This window comes from Streptomyces sp. NPDC017943, assembly GCF_044328425.1.
Taxonomy (GTDB): Bacteria; Actinomycetota; Actinomycetes; order Streptomycetales; family Streptomycetaceae; genus Streptomyces; species Streptomyces djakartensis_A.
Genome location: NZ_JBIRHH010000003.1, coordinates 592,738 through 608,425 on the forward strand (window position 1 = coordinate 592,738; position 15,688 = coordinate 608,425).

16 protein-coding genes are annotated in these 15,688 nt (G+C 73.2%); 5 read left to right on the plus strand and 11 right to left on the minus strand.

What is annotated here, in order from left to right:
* Positions 1-25 precede the first annotated feature (25 nt).
* From ACH4C6_RS12095 to ACH4C6_RS12115, 5 genes are all read right to left on the minus strand, one after another.
* Positions 26-244, minus strand: coding sequence for a hypothetical protein (locus ACH4C6_RS12095; protein ID WP_398108458.1), 219 nt, complete (start codon positions 242-244; stop codon positions 26-28).
* Positions 245-323: 79 nt separating this feature from the next.
* On the minus strand, positions 324-2,720 hold the full coding sequence (locus ACH4C6_RS12100) for an ATP-binding cassette domain-containing protein (protein ID WP_398108459.1): 2,397 nt from the start codon (positions 2,718-2,720) through the stop codon (positions 324-326).
* 133 nt (positions 2,721-2,853) lie between these two features.
* Positions 2,854-3,270 (minus strand): VOC family protein, encoded by a 417-nt coding sequence (locus ACH4C6_RS12105; protein WP_398108460.1) that lies wholly within the window; start codon positions 3,268-3,270, stop codon positions 2,854-2,856.
* A gap of 10 nt (positions 3,271-3,280) precedes the next feature.
* On the minus strand, positions 3,281-3,757 hold the full coding sequence (locus ACH4C6_RS12110; RefSeq protein WP_398108461.1) for a helix-turn-helix transcriptional regulator: 477 nt from the start codon (positions 3,755-3,757) through the stop codon (positions 3,281-3,283).
* A gap of 849 nt (positions 3,758-4,606) precedes the next feature.
* A complete protein-coding gene (locus tag ACH4C6_RS12115) occupies positions 4,607-5,560 on the minus strand; it encodes an ROK family protein (RefSeq protein WP_398108462.1) in 954 nt (317 codons plus the stop codon).
* 194 nt (positions 5,561-5,754) lie between these two features.
* Between ACH4C6_RS12115 and ACH4C6_RS12120 the strand changes: the two genes are divergently transcribed.
* A complete protein-coding gene (locus ACH4C6_RS12120) occupies positions 5,755-6,819 on the plus strand; it encodes a LacI family DNA-binding transcriptional regulator (RefSeq protein WP_398108463.1) in 1,065 nt (354 codons plus the stop codon).
* 6 nt (positions 6,820-6,825) lie between these two features.
* Positions 6,826-7,641 (plus strand): hypothetical protein, encoded by an 816-nt coding sequence (locus tag ACH4C6_RS12125; protein ID WP_398108464.1) that lies wholly within the window; start codon positions 6,826-6,828, stop codon positions 7,639-7,641.
* Positions 7,642-7,768: 127 nt separating this feature from the next.
* Here the strand turns inward: ACH4C6_RS12125 and ACH4C6_RS12130 are convergent, their stop codons facing one another.
* Entirely contained in the window at positions 7,769-9,070 is a 1,302-nt protein-coding gene (locus ACH4C6_RS12130) for a DUF6986 family protein (RefSeq protein WP_398108465.1), read from the minus strand.
* A gap of 191 nt (positions 9,071-9,261) precedes the next feature.
* Between ACH4C6_RS12130 and ACH4C6_RS12135 the strand changes: the two genes are divergently transcribed.
* A complete protein-coding gene (locus tag ACH4C6_RS12135) occupies positions 9,262-10,167 on the plus strand; it encodes an endonuclease/exonuclease/phosphatase family protein (RefSeq protein ID WP_398108466.1) in 906 nt (301 codons plus the stop codon).
* Positions 10,168-10,224: 57 nt separating this feature from the next.
* Here the strand turns inward: ACH4C6_RS12135 and ACH4C6_RS12140 are convergent, their stop codons facing one another.
* From ACH4C6_RS12140 to ACH4C6_RS12155, 4 genes are all read right to left on the minus strand, one after another.
* On the minus strand, positions 10,225-11,187 hold the full coding sequence (locus ACH4C6_RS12140) for an electron transfer flavoprotein subunit alpha/FixB family protein (RefSeq protein WP_398108467.1): 963 nt from the start codon (positions 11,185-11,187) through the stop codon (positions 10,225-10,227).
* Positions 11,188-11,239: 52 nt separating this feature from the next.
* Positions 11,240-12,028 (minus strand): electron transfer flavoprotein subunit beta/FixA family protein, encoded by a 789-nt coding sequence (locus tag ACH4C6_RS12145; protein WP_398108468.1) that lies wholly within the window; start codon positions 12,026-12,028, stop codon positions 11,240-11,242.
* Positions 12,029-12,248: 220 nt separating this feature from the next.
* A complete protein-coding gene (locus ACH4C6_RS12150; protein WP_398108469.1) occupies positions 12,249-12,740 on the minus strand; it encodes a flavin reductase family protein in 492 nt (163 codons plus the stop codon).
* 74 nt (positions 12,741-12,814) lie between these two features.
* A complete protein-coding gene (locus tag ACH4C6_RS12155) occupies positions 12,815-13,237 on the minus strand; it encodes a thioredoxin family protein (RefSeq protein WP_398108715.1) in 423 nt (140 codons plus the stop codon).
* A gap of 78 nt (positions 13,238-13,315) precedes the next feature.
* Between ACH4C6_RS12155 and ACH4C6_RS12160 the strand changes: the two genes are divergently transcribed.
* Positions 13,316-13,732 carry a DUF4395 domain-containing protein gene (locus ACH4C6_RS12160; RefSeq protein WP_398108470.1) on the plus strand — a complete coding sequence of 139 codons (417 nt, stop codon included), beginning with the start codon at positions 13,316-13,318 and terminating at the stop codon, positions 13,730-13,732.
* Between the two features lie 187 nt (positions 13,733-13,919).
* Positions 13,920-14,648 carry a lysophospholipid acyltransferase family protein gene (locus tag ACH4C6_RS12165; protein WP_398108471.1) on the plus strand — a complete coding sequence of 243 codons (729 nt, stop codon included), beginning with the start codon at positions 13,920-13,922 and terminating at the stop codon, positions 14,646-14,648.
* A 27-nt stretch (positions 14,649-14,675) separates the two neighbouring features.
* Here the strand turns inward: ACH4C6_RS12165 and ACH4C6_RS12170 are convergent, their stop codons facing one another.
* Positions 14,676-15,374: a B3/4 domain-containing protein gene (locus ACH4C6_RS12170; protein ID WP_398108472.1), complete on the minus strand. Its 699-nt coding sequence runs from the start codon at positions 15,372-15,374 to the stop codon at positions 14,676-14,678.
* Between the last annotated feature and the right edge of the window lie 314 nt (positions 15,375-15,688).

Here is a 15,688-nt window from a genome sequence, read left to right on the forward strand (position 1 = left end):
ACCGGTGCGCCGGCCGGTGCCCCGGTCAGCCGCCGCCCCAGGCGTCCGGTCCCCCACCGCGCCACTCGATCAGCCCCGTCGCCGCCACGTACGCCTCGTCGGCGTCCTCGATGCCCGCCCGGCGGAGGAACTCGGCGACGTCCAGCAGTCCGTAGGCGATCCCGAGGAACTGGTCGTCGACCCGGACCCGCCTGCCGTTGTCCGCGGCGGGCGGGTAGACCACGACGGGTTTCGCGGAAGCCATGCCCCCAGCGTCGGCGGCCCGGGCGGCCGGCGCCCTCCGGAGGGGGCCGTTCGGCCGACCCTCCAGGAGCCGCCCGCTCTCAACCTCCCACGTACGCCGCGAGGTGCTGCCCGGTCAGCGTGGAGCGGGCCTCGACCAGGTCGGCCGGGGTGCCCTCGAAGACGACGCGGCCGCCGTCGTGACCGGCGCCGGGCCCCAGGTCGATGATCCAGTCGGCGTGGGCCATCACGGCCTGGTGGTGCTCGATCACGATGACCGACTTGCCGGAGTCGACCAGCCGGTCGAGCAGACCGAGCAGTTGCTCCACGTCCGCGAGGTGCAGGCCGGTGGTCGGCTCGTCCAGGACGTAGACGCCGCCCTTGTCGCCCATGTGCGTGGCCAGTTTCAGCCGCTGCCGCTCGCCGCCCGACAGCGTCGTGAGCGGCTGGCCGAGGGTGAGGTAGCCGAGCCCGACGTCGGCCAATCGCTCCAGGAACCGGTGCGCGGCCGGGGTGCGGGCCTCTCCGGCGGCGAAGAACTCCTCGGCCTCCGACACCGGCATCGCCAGCACCTCGCTGATGTCCCGGCCGCCGAGGCGGTACTCCAGGACCGAGGCCTGGAACCGCTTGCCCTCGCAGTCCTCGCACGGAGTGTCGACGCCGGCCATCATCCCCAGGTCGACGTAGATGACCCCGGCGCCGTTGCAGGTGGGGCACGCACCCTCGGAGTTGGCGCTGAACAGGGCCGGCTTCACACCGTTGGCCTTGGCGAACGCCTTGCGGATGGGGTCGAGCAGCCCGGTGTACGTGGCGGGGTTGCTGCGCCGCGAGCCCTTGATGGGGCTCTGGTCGACGGCGATCACGCCCGCGTCGGCCGGCATGGACCCGTGCAGGAGCGAGCTCTTGCCGGAACCGGCGACACCCGTGACGACCGTGAGGACGCCCAGCGGGACGTCCACGTCGACGTCCTGCAGGTTGTTCGCCGAGGCTCCGCGGATCTCCAGGGCACCGGTGGGCTCGCGGAAGCTCTCCTTGATCCTGGCCCGGTCGTCGAGGTGCCGCCCGGTGACGGTGTCGGCGCGGCGCAGGCCCTCGACCGTGCCCTCGAAGCAGACGGCCCCGCCCGCCGTGCCGGCGCCCGGGCCGAGGTCCACGACGTGGTCGGCGACCTCGATGGCCTCCGGCTTGTGCTCGACGACCAGGACCGTGTTGCCCTTGTCCCGCAGCCGCAGCAGCAGGTCGTTCATCCGCTGGATGTCGTGCGGGTGCAGTCCGACGGTCGGCTCGTCGAAGACGTAGGTGACGTCGGTGAGCGAGGAGCCCAGGTGGCGGATCATCTTCACGCGCTGCGCCTCGCCGCCGGAGAGGGTGCCGGCCGGCCGGTCCAGCGCGAGGTAGCCGAGGCCGATCTCGACGAAGGAGTCGAGCGTGCCCTGCAGTGCGGTGAGCAGCGGCGCCACCGACGGCTCGGCCAGCTGCCGGACCCACTCGGCCAGGTCCCGGATCTCCATGGCACACGCGTCGGCGATGGAGAGCTCGCCGATCCGCGAGTTCCGGGCGGCCTCGCTGAGCCGGGTGCCGTCGCACTCGGGGCAGCTGGTGAAGGTGACCGCGCGTTCCACGAAGGCCCGGATGTGCGGCTGCATGGCCTCCTTGTCCTTGGACAGGAACGACTTCTGGATCTTGGGGATCAGGCCCTCGTAGGTGAGGTTGACGCCGTTGACCTTGACCTTGGTCGGCTCCCCGTAGAGGAAGGCCTGCATCTCCTTCTTGGTGAACCGGCGGATCGGCTTGTCCGGGTCGAGGAAGCCGGACTGGGCGTACAGGCCGACGGTCCACACGTTGTCCGACTTCCAGCCGGGGATGGTGAACGCGCCTTCGGAGATCGACTTCGAGTCGTCGTAGAGCTGGGTGAGGTCGATGTCGGAGACCTTGCCGCGGCCCTCGCAGCGGGTGCACATGCCGCCGGTGCGGGAGAAGGTCGCCTTGACCGTCCTGGTCTTCTCCGCGCCGCGTTCGACGCGGATGCCGCCGGACGCGCTGACGGAGGCGGTGTTGAAGGAGTACGCGCTGGGCGGGCCGATGTGCGGCTCGGCGAGCCTGCTGAAGAGGATGCGCAGCATGGCGTTGGCGTCCGTGGCCGTGCCGACCGTGGAGCGCGGGTCACCGCCCATGCGCTGCTGGTCGACGGCGATCGCGGTGGTCAGCCCGTCGAGCACGTCGACCTCGGGGCGCGCCCGGTTGGGCATGAACCCCTGGAGGAAGGCGCTGTAGGTCTCGTTGATCAGCCGCTGCGACTCCGCCGCGATCGTGTCGAACACCAGCGAGCTCTTGCCCGATCCCGAGACGCCGGTGAAGACCGTCAGCCGGCGCTTGGGGATCTCGATGCTGACGTCCTTGAGGTTGTTCTCGCGCGCGCCGTGCACGCGGATCACGTCGTGGCTGTCGGCGACGTGCGGCCCGGGCGGCTGTCCGTGCGTCGTCCTGGCCTTGCTCATGGTGTCTCCATCTGTCGGGCGGGCCTGCCGCGCTCGGGCGATCTCGCCCCCGCGCCGGGCCGGTCGGGCAGGGCGCGGGGGGTGCGCTCCCGCGGTGCCGCGGGAGCGCGGTGGGACGGGTCGTGCCGGGTGGCTACCGCGGCTTCTGCTCCTGGATCCGGATCATGTTGCCCGCGGGGTCGCGGAAGGCGCAGTCGCGGACCCCGTAGGGCTGGTCCACCGGTTCCTGCACGACCTCGGCGTCACCGGCCTGGAGCCGTTCGAAGACGCCGTCGACGTCGGTGGTGGCCAGCACGATGCCGCCGTAGGTGCCCTTGGCCATCATCTCGGCGACGGTGCGGCGCTCCTCGTCGGTGACGCCGGGGTCGGCGGCCGGGGGGTGCAGCACGATGTTGGTGTCGGGCTGGCCGGCGGGACCGACCGTGATCCAGCGCATGCCCCCGTAGCCGACGTCGTTGCGTACGTCGAAGCCGAGGGTGTCGCGGTAGAACGCCAGGGCGGCGTCCGGGTCGTCGTGCGGGAGGAAGCTGGCGTGAATGGTGAGGTCCATGGCCATCACGCTAGTTTCGGCTCGCGGTGGGCGCTTCTCGATTCCTGACCGGTCTGGTGACCTGCTTGGCCACGCACGACGGGATGCCCGCGGTGGCGCGTGCGGCCTCGCGCCGGTAGGTGCTGGGCGGCATGCCGACCAGTTCGGTGAAGCGGGTGCTGAAGGTGCCGAGCGAGGAGCAGCCGACCTCGAAGCACACCTCGGTGACGCTGAGGTCGCCGCGGCGCAGCAGCGCCATCGCCCGCTCGATGCGCCGGGTCATCAGGTAGCTGTACGGCGATTCCCCGTAGGCCTGCCGGAACGCGCGGCTGAGGTGCCCGGCCGACATGTGCACTCCCCGGGCCAGCGCCTCCACGTCCAGGGGCTGGGCGAACTCCCGGTCGATCCGGTCCTTGACCCGGCGCAGCCGGGCGAGATCGCGCAGGCGCTGCTCCGGGACGGGTCTGCTGCTGCTCACACGCGTGATCGTGCCACATCGCACGGACATGCGGTCGATTTTCGAGACGGACCTGCCATTCCGGGCGGCACGGCTCGCGGTCCCGTTGCGTACCACGCGCGCCGAACCCCCCGGCCGACGGCACGCCCGCCCGGCGGCACGCCGTCCGACCCGAGGACGGGGGGTCGGCGGGGTCGGCGGCCGGAGGCCGGGGGCGGGGAGGCCGGGGGCGGGGAGGCCGGGGGCCGGGAGGCCGCGGGCCGGGAGGCCGGGAGGCCGGGGGCCGGGAGGCCGGAGGCCGGGGGCCGGGAGGCCGGGAGCCGGGAGGCCGGGAGGCCGGAGGCCGGGAGCCGGGAGGCCGGGAGGCCGGGAGGCCGGGAGCCGGGACGCCGGGGCCGGGAGCCGGGACGCCGGGACGCCGGGGCCGGGAGCCGGGACGCCGGGGCCGGGAGCCGGGACGCCGGGGCCGGGGCCGGGAGCCGGGACGCCGGGGCCGGGAGGCCGGAGGCCGGGAGGCCGCGGGCCGAGAGGCCGGGAGGCCGCGGGCCGAGAGGCCCGGGGGGCCGCGGGCCGGGAAGCCGGGGGCCGGAGGCCTGGGCCGGGGACCGGGGACCGGGGACCGGGAGCCGAAGGCCGGGTGGCCGAGGACAGGGAGCCGAAGGCAGGGAGGCCGGGAGGCGCGCGGGTACCGGGGTCGACGGCCTCAGCCGGACGGCCGGACCGACCCCGGCGGGAGCAGCTCACCGGCGTCACGGCGCAGGAGCGTCCTGCCTTACACCGCGGCCCGACTGCCCGCGAGGACGGGTACCGGCGCTCGAGCGTCCCGCCCTGCGCCGTGGCCCGGCCGCCCGCGAGGACCGGTACGCGGGACGGGCGGTGCCTGAACGTTCCTGCCGGGTCTCAGACGCCCGCCGCCGCCGGGTCGGCCCGCTTCGCCAGGGCCGCCGCGGCGGCGCCCACCAGGCCGGCGTCGGTGCCCATCTGGGCGGGCGCGACGGTCAGGTTCCGGACGAAGGACAATGTCGCGTAGGCGCCGAGGGCCTTGCGCAGCGGGGCGAAGAGGACCTCACCGGCCTTGCCCACACCGCCGCCGATCACTGCGATGTCGATCTCCACAAGGGTGGCCGTGGCCGCGATCCCCGCCGCCAGGGCCTGTGCGGCCCGCTCGAAGGACGCGACGGCGACCGCGTCGCCGGCCCGGGCCGCGGCGGCCACCGCGGCGGCGGAGGTGTCCCCGTCGGGGCCGGGCCGCCAGCCGTCCTCCAGGGCGCGCCGGGCGATGTTGGGGCCGCTCGCGAGGCGCTCCACGCACCCGTGCGAGCCGCACGGGCACAGATCGCCGTCAAGATCGACACTGATGTGGCCGATGTGACCGGCGTTGCCGGTGGGCCCGGCGTGCAGCCGCCCGCCGAGCACCAGGCCGCCGCCGACGCCCGTGGAGACCACCATGCACAGCGCGTTGTCGTGGCCGCGGGCGGCGCCCTGCCAGTGCTCGGCGGCCGTGATCGCCACACCGTCGCCGATCAGCTCCACGGGCAGATTGCCGGCGGCGGCGCGGACCCGCGACACCAGCGGGTAGTCGCGCCAGCCGGGCACGTTCACCGGGCTCACCGTTCCCGCCGAGGCGTCCACGGGCCCTGCGCTGCCGATCCCGACCGCCGCGGCCCGCCCCCACAGCGGGGAGGCGGTGAGCTCGCCGAGCACCGCTTCCACGGCCCGCATCACGGTGTCGCCGTCCTCGCGGGCGGGCGTCGGCCGCTGGGCGCGGACCAGGATCCGGCCGCCCCCGTCCACGAGAGCGCCGGCGATCTTGGTGCCGCCGATGTCGAGCGCGGCCACTAGGTCGGTGTGCATCAGTGTCGGATCTCCCCGTGAACCATATGAAAAATGCCGAGAACAGCCATCGAACAGGGCAAACCACATACCGGCTCCGCCGTCGGAGGCGGGCCGGAGAGCGCGGTGGACAGTCTCTCCCGAGGCTGACAACGTTGTCCAGGCTCTATGCTCGACGCCACATCCTCATACAACACCCCGGACCTACGCACCCCGTGGACGACAGGACAGGACAGCGCACCGTGCCCCAGACCCACCTTCGATCCGCCACGCGCTACGGCAACCGTCCGACCATGAAGGACGTGGCCGCCCGGGCCGGGGTCGGCCTGAAGACGGTCTCCCGGGTCGTGAACGGCGAGCCCGGCGTCACGCCGGAGACGGAGCGACGGGTCCAGGAGGCGATCGACGCCCTGGGGTTTCGCCGCAACGACAGCGCGCGGGTGCTCCGCAAGGGCCGCACCGCCAGCATCGGACTGGTCCTGGAGGACCTCGCCGACCCGTTCTACGGACCGCTGAGCCGCGCCGTGGAGGAGGTCGCCCGGGCGCACGGGGCCCTGCTGATCAACGGCTCCAGCGCCGAGGACCCGGACCGGGAGCAGGAACTGGTGCTGGCCCTGTGCGCGCGGCGGGTGGACGGGCTGGTGGTCATTCCCGCCGGGGACGACCACCGGTATCTGGAGCCGGAGCTGAAGGCGGGTGTGGCCACGGTGTTCGTGGACCGCCCGGCCGGGCACATCGAGGCCGACGTGGTGCTCTCGGACAACTTCGGCGGTGCCCGCGACGGGGTCGCCCACCTCATCGCCCAGGGTCACCGCAGGATCGGCTTCATCGGCGACATGCCCCGCATCCACACGGCCGCCGAGCGGCTGCGCGGCTACCGGGCCGCGATGGAGGACGCGGGGATACCGGTGGCGGCCCCCTGGATGTCCCTCGGCGTCACCGACCCCGAGCGGGTGCGCCGGGCCGCCGAGGAGATGCTGTCCGGCCCCGACCCGGTCACCGCGATATTCGCCGGCAACAACCGCGTGACGGTCACCGTGATCCGGGTGCTCGCCGCGCACTCCCGCCGCGTCGCCCTCGTGGGGTTCGACGACATCGAGCTCGCCGACCTGCTCCAGCCGGGCGTCACGGTCGTGGCCCAGGACGCCGCGGCCATCGGCCGCACCGCGGCGGAACGTCTCTTCCGGCAGCTCGACGGCTCCTCGGTCACGCCCGAGCGCATCGAGCTGCCGACCCGTCTGATCACCCGCGGCTCGGGCGAGCTGCCGCCGGCGGACTGAGCGGCCGTGGGCGGGCAGGCGGACCGCACGCTGCGGGCACTCGGACTGGACGGGGTGCCGCGCCAGGAGCCGCTGCTCTATCCCGGCGCGTGGCCGGCCGCTTCCGGGCTGCTCGACGGCGACCGGTTCCTGCCGCTGGACCGCCTCCGCCACGAGGACCGCACGCCGGTCCTCGCCATCGGCTCCAACGGCTGCCCGGGCCAGCTGCGGCACAAGCTGCGCGAGGCCGGGACGACGTCGCCGCTGCCGATGGTGAAGGCCCGGGTCACCGGTGTCGACGCGGGGGTGTCGGCCCACGTCAGCCGCGCCGGGTACGTCTCGGCCTCTCCGGTCCTCGCGCCGGGCACGGTACGGGAGTTGTTCGTCCTCTGGCTCGACGGGGGGCAGCTCGCGGCGATCGACGCCAGCGAGGGCGTGCCCATGCCGGGCGGCAACTTCGACCGGGCGTGGCTGCCCGACCCCGGCGTCACGGTCGAACTCGCCGACGGCAGCCGCCTGCCCGGGGTGTTCGCCTACGTCAACCGGCACGGCGTCCTGCACGACGGCACCGGCGCGCGGCGGGTCCACCCGGGCCAACGGGAGCTGCTCGGCGGCCTGCTGGCGGAACTCCCGCGGCTGCGGGAGCTGTTCGGCACCCTGCCCGAGGAGTTCTGTGCACGGGCCCGGGCCGACCGGCGGCTGTGCGAGCGGGGTACGCGGCTGTTCGCCGAGGAGGGCCTGGTGACGGCGTCGGGGCTCGAACGGTACGCGGCGGTGTGGTCGGCGCGGGCCCAGCAGTACGGCAGCCCGGGAACCGGTGCGACGCCGCCGCCCCTGACGTAGACATCGCCGCCCCCACCTCCCCACTGCCGCCGTCGTCCGTGCAGGTGCGCGGTTCACCGACCGTGCGGGTGCGCGCTTCGTCGACGGCGGCTGCGGCAGAGCCGGTGCGTGCGGGTGCCGCCGGGCCTCAGGCGGACGCCGTCAGGTCCCCGCGCCGGGGCATCGCGAAGCCCTCCAGATCGGCGCGGGTCAGACCGGTCAGCCGGGCGACCTCCCCGATGTCCAGCGCGCCGCAGTCCAGGCCGCGCAGCAGGTAGCCGCTGAGGGCCTTGGCGGTGGCGGGCTCGTCCATGACGTCGCCGCCGGAGCGGTTGGCGTAGCGGGTGAGCCGGGCGGCGGCCTGCTCGAAGCCCTCGCGGTAGAAGGCGAAGACGGCCGCGTAGCGGGTGGGGATGTGCCCAGGGTGCATGTCCCAGCCCTGGTAGTACGCGCGGGCCAGGGCGCGGCGGGTGAGGCCGTAGTGCAGGCGCCAGGCGGCGTGGACCTTCTCGGTGGGGCCGACGGGCAGGACGTTGGTGGAGCCGTCGCAGACCCGTACGCCCGTGCCGGCCGCGGCGACCTGCATGACGGCCTTGGCGTGGTCGGCGGCCGGGTGGTCGCTGGCCTGGTGGGCGGCGGAGACGCCGAGGCAGGCGCTGTAGTCGAAGGTGCCGTAGTGCAGTCCGGTGGCACGGCCCTCGGCGGCCTGGATCATGCGGGCGACGGTGGCGGTGCCGTCGGCGGCGAGGATGGACTGGCTGGTCTCGATCTGGATCTCGAAGCCGATGCGGCCGGGTTCGAGGCCGTGGGTCTTCTCGAAGGCGTCCAGCAGCCGGGCCATGGCCGTGACCTGCTCGGCGTAGGTCACCTTGGGCAGGGTGAGGACCAGCCCGGCGGGCAGGCCGCCGGCCTCGATCAGGCCGGTGAGGAAGATGTCGAGGGTCCGGATACCGCGGGCGCGCACGGGCGCTTCCATGCACTTCATGCGGATGCCCATGTACGGGGCGGCGGTGCCCTGCGCGTACGCCTCGGCGACGATGCGGGCGGCGCGGGCGGCGGCCTCGTCCTCCTCGGCGTCGGGGCGGTTGCCGTAGCCGTCCTCGAAGTCGACGCGCAGGTCCTCGATCGGCTCGCGCTCCAGTTTGGCGCGCACCCGGGCGTGAACGGGTTCGGCGAGATCCTCGGGCAGGCCGAGGACGGCGGCGAGGGAGGCGGCGTCCGGGGCGTGCTCGTCGAGGGCGGCCAGGGCCCGGTCGCCCCAGGTGCGCAGCGTGTCGGCGGCGAAGGCGTCACCGGGCACGTAGACGGTGTGCACGGGCTGGCGGGTGCCGGGGTCTCCGGGGTAGCGGCGCTCCAGTTCCGCGTCGACCGGCGCGAGGGCGGCGCTGATCTCCTCGCTGACGGCGCCCGCGAGGCTCGTCGCCACCTTCTCCTGCTGGCCCTGACCCATTCCGGAACCCTCCTGTTTTCCACTCTACGGAATCAACAATCCGTAGAGCGAAGTTATCGGCCGACCTCCGGCCTGGTCAACACCGTCGGGACGGTGATCGCGCATCCGTGCCCCGCAATCGCTGCAATCCCGCCCCTCTCTTCCGTATTGAGCAGACAACCATCATCCTGACGTGCGAGGGAGTGGATCACGTGCCGAACGAGGCCGGAGTGACGCGCCGACACGGGCTCAAGGCGGTGGCCGCGGCCGCCGCCGCGGGGCCGCTGCTCACCACCGCGGGCCCGACCCGGTCCGCCGCCGCCGGCGAGCACCCGGGTGCCCTGGACGTCATGACGTTCAACGTGCGCTTCGCGACCGTCGTCGACGAGACACCGCCCTGGTCCGTGCGCCGGCCGGTGATGCGCGAACTGCTGCGCCGCGAGAGACCCCACGTCATCGGCACCCAGGAAGGGCTCTACGGCCAGGTGCGCACGATCGAGAAGGATCTCGGCGCGCACTACGACTGGATCGGCACCGGACGCGGGGGCGGCAGCAAGGACGAGTTCATGGCGATCTTCTACGACACGCGCCGACTCGACCCGATCGAGTTCGATCACTTCTGGCTGTCGGACACCCCGTACACGATCGCGTCGAACACCTGGGACGCGGACTGGCTGCGCATGGTGACCTGGGTGCGCTTCGCCGATCTCGCCGACGGCGGCCGGGAGTTCTACGTCCTCAACACCCACCTGGACAGTGTCAGCCAGTACGCCCGCACGCGCTCCGCGGGGCTCATCGGCGAGACGATCGCCGGCTGGGACCGCTCGCTGCCCGTCGTCGTCACCGGCGACTTCAACGCGCCCGCCCACCACAACCGGGTGTACGACCTCATGCTGGGGATCGGGCTGGTGGACGCCTGGGACGAGGCGGCGGCGCGGGGGCCCGCGTACGGGACGTACCACCGCTACCGGGCGCCCGTGCCCGGCGGGCGGCGCATCGACTGGATCCTCACCACCCCCGGGGTGACCACGCACCGGGCCTGGATGAACACCTTCAGCCTGGGCGGGACCTACCCGAGCGACCATCTGCCCGTGCAGGCCTCGATGACCCTGGGATGAGCAAGGGCCCCCGTGACCGGCCGGTCACGGGGGCCCTTGCTGCCGCCGGGGGGGCGATCAGCCCTTGCGGGCCTTGATCTCCTCGGTCAGGGCCGGGACGACGTCGAACAGGTCGCCGACGACGCCGTAGTCGACGAGGTCGAAGATCGGGGCCTCGGCGTCCTTGTTGACCGCGACGATCGTCTTCGAGGTCTGCATGCCGGCACGGTGCTGGATCGCGCCGGAGATGCCGTTGGCGATGTACAGCTGCGGCGAGACCGACTTGCCGGTCTGGCCCACCTGGTTGGTGTGCGGGTACCAGCCGGCGTCCACCGCGGCACGCGAGGCGCCCACGGCCGCGCCGAGGGAGTCGGCGAGGGCCTCGATGATCGCGAAGTTCTCCGCGCCGTTCACACCACGGCCGCCGGAGACCACGATGGCGGCCTCGGTCAGCTCCGGGCGGCCCGTCGACTCACGCGGCGTGCGGCCGGTGACCTTGGTGCCGGTGGCCTGCGCGGAGAAGGACACGCTCAGCGCCTCGACGGTGCCGGCGGCGGGGGCGGCCTCCACGGCGGCGCTGTTCGGCTTGACCGTGATGACCGGAGTGCCCTTGGAGACACGGGACTTGGTGGTGTAGGACGCGGCGAACACCGACTGGGTGGCCACCGGACCCTCGTCGCCGGCCTCCAGGTCGACGGCGTCGGTGATGATGCCGGAGCCCAGGCGCAGCGCCAGGCGGGCGGCGATCTCCTTGCCCTCGGCGGAGGACGGCACCAGCACGGCGGCCGGGGAGACGGCCTCGTGGGCGGCCTGGAGGGCGTCCACCTTCGGCACGACCAGGTAGTCGGCGTACTCGGCGGCCTCGTGCGTGAGGACCTTGACCGCGCCGTGCTCGGCGAGGGCGGCGGCGGTGTCACCGGCGCCGTTGCCCAGCGCGACGGCGACCGGCTCGCCGATGCGGCGGGCCAGGGTCAGCAGCTCCAGGGTGGGCTTGCGGACGGCACCGTCCACGTGGTCGACGTAGACGAGAACTTCAGCCATGGGACTTCTTCTCTCCTGCTTGCGAAAGATGAGGGACGGTCGGCGATCGGGCTCAGATGAACTTCTGGCCCGCGAGGAACTCAGCGAGCTGCTTGCCGCCCTCGCCCTCGTCCTTGACGATCGTGCCCGCGGTACGGGCCGGGCGCTCGGTGGCGCCGTCGACGACCGTGTAGGCGCCCTCCAGGCCGACCTCCTCGGCCTCGAGGTCGAGGTCGGACAGGTCCCAGGACTCCACCGGCTTCTTCTTGGCCGCCATGATGCCCTTGAAGGAGGGGTAGCGCGCCTCGCCCGACTGGTCGGTCACGGACACGACCGCCGGCAGGGAGGCCTCCAGGTTCTCCGAGGCGGCGTCGCCGTCGCGGCGGCCCTTGACCGTGCCGTCCTCGACCGAGACCTCGGAGAGCAGGGTGACCTGCGGGACGCCCAGTCGCTCGGCGAGCAGCGCGGGGACGATGCCCATGGTGCCGTCGGTGGAGGCCATGCCGGAGACGACCAGGTCGTAGCCGGCCTTCTCGATCGCCTTCGCCAGGATCAGGGAGGTGCCGATGGCGTCGGTGCCGTGGATGTCGTCGTCCTCGACGTGGATCGCCTTGTCGGCGCCCATGGACAGCGCCTTGCGCAGGGCGTCCTTGGCGTCCTCGGGGCCCACCGTCAGGACGGTGATCTCCACGTCGTCGTCGGAGTTCTCGGAGATCTGCAGCGCCTGCTCGACCGCGTACTCGTCGAGCTCGGAGAGCAGACCGTCCACGTCGTCCCGGTCGACGGTCAGGTCATCGGCGAAGTGCCGGTCGCCAGTGGCGTCGGGCACGTACTTCACAGTGACAACGATCCTCAAGCTCACGCCGGCTCTCCTACTGCATCGTCATTTCTCGGCTGCCTCTTGCAGGCAGCATAGGCGCCTCAAGCGGCCGATCCCGGTCGGGGCGACCCACGCTCCGAGCGAAATATTACTCGTCAGTACACAGAGTTCGTTCCCGCTAAGCAAGCGCTTTGAACTGTGACCTTCGCAACGCAGCGTAACCGGAACTCGACGGTCGCGCAGCCCGGCGGAGAGGCGCCGGTCAGCCACCCAGCCGGTGGAAGGAGCCCTGGTGGTAGAGCAGGGGGCGGTCGGTGCCCGTGGCGGCCCCGTGCACCACCTCGGCGATGACGAGCCGGTGGTCCCCGGCGGGCACCCGGGCCACGATCCGGCCCACCAGCCAGGCGGACACGCCGTCGAGCACGGGGACGCCCTCGGGGCCCTCGCGCCAGTCGGTCGGCGGGGCGAAGCGGTCGGCGCCGCTGCGGGCGAAGGTGGCGGCCAGCTCCTGCTGGTGCTCGCCGAGCACGTGGACGCCCACATGCCCGGCCCCGGCCAGCGCGGGCCAGCTGGAGGCGCCGGTGCCGACCCCGAACGAGAACAGGGGCGGCTCGGCGGACACCGAGGTCAGGGAGGTGGCGGTGAAGCCCACCGGGCCGTCCTCGCCACGGGCGGTGACGACGGCGACGCCCGCGGCGTGCCGCCGGAAGACCGAGCGCAGCAGGCCGGTCGTGGTCAGGAGGTCCGCAGGCATGCGGTCAGGCTGACGATAAATGGTCGGCGCAGTCAAGTTCGTTCCCCGTTGTGGGAGATGACTCACTGACTGCCTCACGCCCCGTCCACCGCCTCGCCGAGCGCGGCGATCACGTCGGCCTTGCGGGGCTGCCCCACCGCTCTGCGCACCACCCGGCCGCCGGCGTCGAGGACCAGCACCGTCGGTGTCTTGAGGACGTCGAGCCGCCGCACGAGGTCCAGATGGGCCTCGGCGTCGATCTCCACGTGCGCCACACCCGGGACCAGCCCGGCCACCTCGCCGAGCACCCGCCGGGTCGCGCGGCAGGGCGCGCAGAACGCGCTGGAGAACTGCACCAGCGTCGCCCGTTCCCCCAGCTGTGCGCCCAGATCCGCCGCGTCGAGCCGCTTGCCGTCGTCCCGCCCGCGCACCCGCACCCTCCCGCTCCGTCGCCTGTGCAGCACTCCGAGGGCGCTCGCCGCCGCGAGCACCGCCACGCACACCACCAGTCCGGTCATCACCTGCTGCAAGCGTTCACGAGACCGCAAAGATTCCCGCCCCCTCAAGTGCGCCGAGCTGCGGAATGCTTGGTTCCCATGGACATCGACGCAAGAGGGCCGCGTTTCGGCGCGGTCGTCACGACCGTGGTGCTGGCGGTCGTCCTGATCACGGGCAGCGCCTGGCTGCTGGCCTGGCAGACGCTGGCGTTCCTGCTCGGCGCGGCGGGCGGGGTGCGCCGCTCGCCGTACGGCGTGCTGTTCGCCCGGTTCCTGCGGCCCCGGCTGGGGCCGCCGACCGCGTTCGAGGCGCCCGAACCGCCGCGGTTCGCCCAGGCGGTGGGGCTGCTCTTCGCCGGGCTGGGACTGGTCGGCTTCGCCGTGGGACCCGGGTGGCTGGGACTCGCGGCGACCGGCGCGGCGCTCGCCGCCGCCTTCCTCAATGCGGCGTTCGGGTACTGCCTGGGCTGCGAGTTGTACCTGCTCGTGCGGCGCGCGACCGTGCGCGCGGGGTAATGGGCACGTAAAAGCACGAGGTGAGATCCACGAGCGACGTGACGAGAATCTCGCCTGCCGCGGGCACGAGGACTGGCTACCCGGTCGTTCTTGGGGCACCATCTGCGACAAGCCGTAAACCTACGGCTGCGTAACTTGTCCGCTGGGAATCCCTTCCCAGGCAGAGCAGGAAGGGTCCGAACCGCCCATGGCAGAGCTCGTCTACCGTCCCGTCGTCGGCTTCGCCCGCACGCTGTTCAAGGTGTGGGACCTCAAGATCGACTGCCAGGGTTCGGAGAACATCCCGCGCTCGGGCGGCGCCGTACTGGTCAGCAACCACATCAGCTACCTGGACTTCGTCTTCAACGGCCTGGCCGCGCTGCCCCAGAAGCGCCTGGTGCGGTTCATGGCGAAGGAGTCGGTCTTCCGGCACCGCATCTCGGGTCCGCTGATGCGCGGGATGAAGCACATCCCGGTGGACCGCAAGCAGGGCGAGGCGGCGTACGCGCACGCCCTGGACTCACTGCGTTCGGGCGAGATCGTCGGGGTGTTCCCCGAGGCGACGATCTCGCCGTCGTTCACGCTGAAGAGCTTCAAGTCGGGTGCCGCACGCCTGGCGCAGGAGGCGGGCGTGCCGCTGATCCCGATGGCGGTGTGGGGCACGCAGCGGCTGTGGACCAAGGGCCACCCTCGCAACTTCAAGCGCAGCCACATCCCGATCACGATCCGGGTGGGCGAGGCGATCGAGGCTTCCCGCGACAAGTACGCGGGTGCCCTGACCCGGCAGGTGCGCGAGCGCGTGCAGGAACTGCTGGAGGCCGCCCAGCGCGCCTACCCGGTGCGCCCGAAGGGCCCGGACGACACCTGGTGGATGCCGGCCCACCTCGGCGGCACGGCCCCGACGCCGGAGCAGGTCAGGGCGGCGGAAGCGCACTGACGCCCCCGCCGCCCCCGCCGCCCCCGCTCAGGCGGACCCGGGGGCGCGGACGTCGAGGTCGGCACCCGGGCTGAACTCCGCCAGCAGCTCGGCGAGTTCCCGCGCGGCGTCCTGCACCTCGGCGACGGGCAGCGGCGCGAGGCTCTCCAGCAGGAAGACCCCTGACGTCGTCCGCTCGGTCAGGCGGGTGCGCGGCCCCTGGCGCCAGTTCCAGCGCCGGCAGGTGACGCCCCGGTCGTCGCACCAGACGACCTCGCCCGGGCCCGGGTGCTCGACGACCTCCTCGCCGCCGGCGACGGTCACGAACTCCTCCTCGCCCGTGGCGCGGACCAGGCGCATCTCACCCTCGATCCGGTCGAGGTCCTCACCGCCGACGGGGATCAGACGGGCGACGGACACGGCGTTGTAGAGGTCGACGAGCAGGTTGATACGGGGCAGCCCCGCATCCGACAGGGCCCGCCGGGCCAGCGCCTCGGCGGAGTTGCGGGTGCGGGAGGGCTTGGAACCGAAGGCCGTGTACGTCTCGCGCCAGGCGGCCATGTGCGGGTCCTCGTGCGGTGCGCGGCCGTCCAGGCGGGCCGCGAGCCGCCGGGCAGCGTCGTCCAGCAGGGCCGAACTCGCCTCGGTGCTCGGCCCGTTGACCAGGCCGTGCGCCTCGATCGCGACATGGGTGAAGCCGGGCGCGAGGGTGCGCACGCCGTCCGACACGGTCAGGGTGAGTGTCATGGTGGGGGCCTTGCCTCGGGGGTGCGGTCGGGGACGGCCGCCCGGAACCCCCGCCTGGGGTGCGTATCCCGGACGACCGCCGCGGTGCAGCATACAAGACCAGTAAGTCCAGCCGATTGGACTTCACGCGATGCAGGACGCCCACGGCTCCACGAGCGGTGCCGCTGCCCTCGCACGGAGGCGTGCGCCCCCCCCCCCCCGGGGGGGGGGGGGGGGCGGCCCCGGGGCCGGGGAGCCCCGCAGCCCCCGCGCGGGGGGGGCCCCGGATTACTGGGAGGCCGGGGGGGCCGCGCCACCGCGGGCGCCGGGGGGTG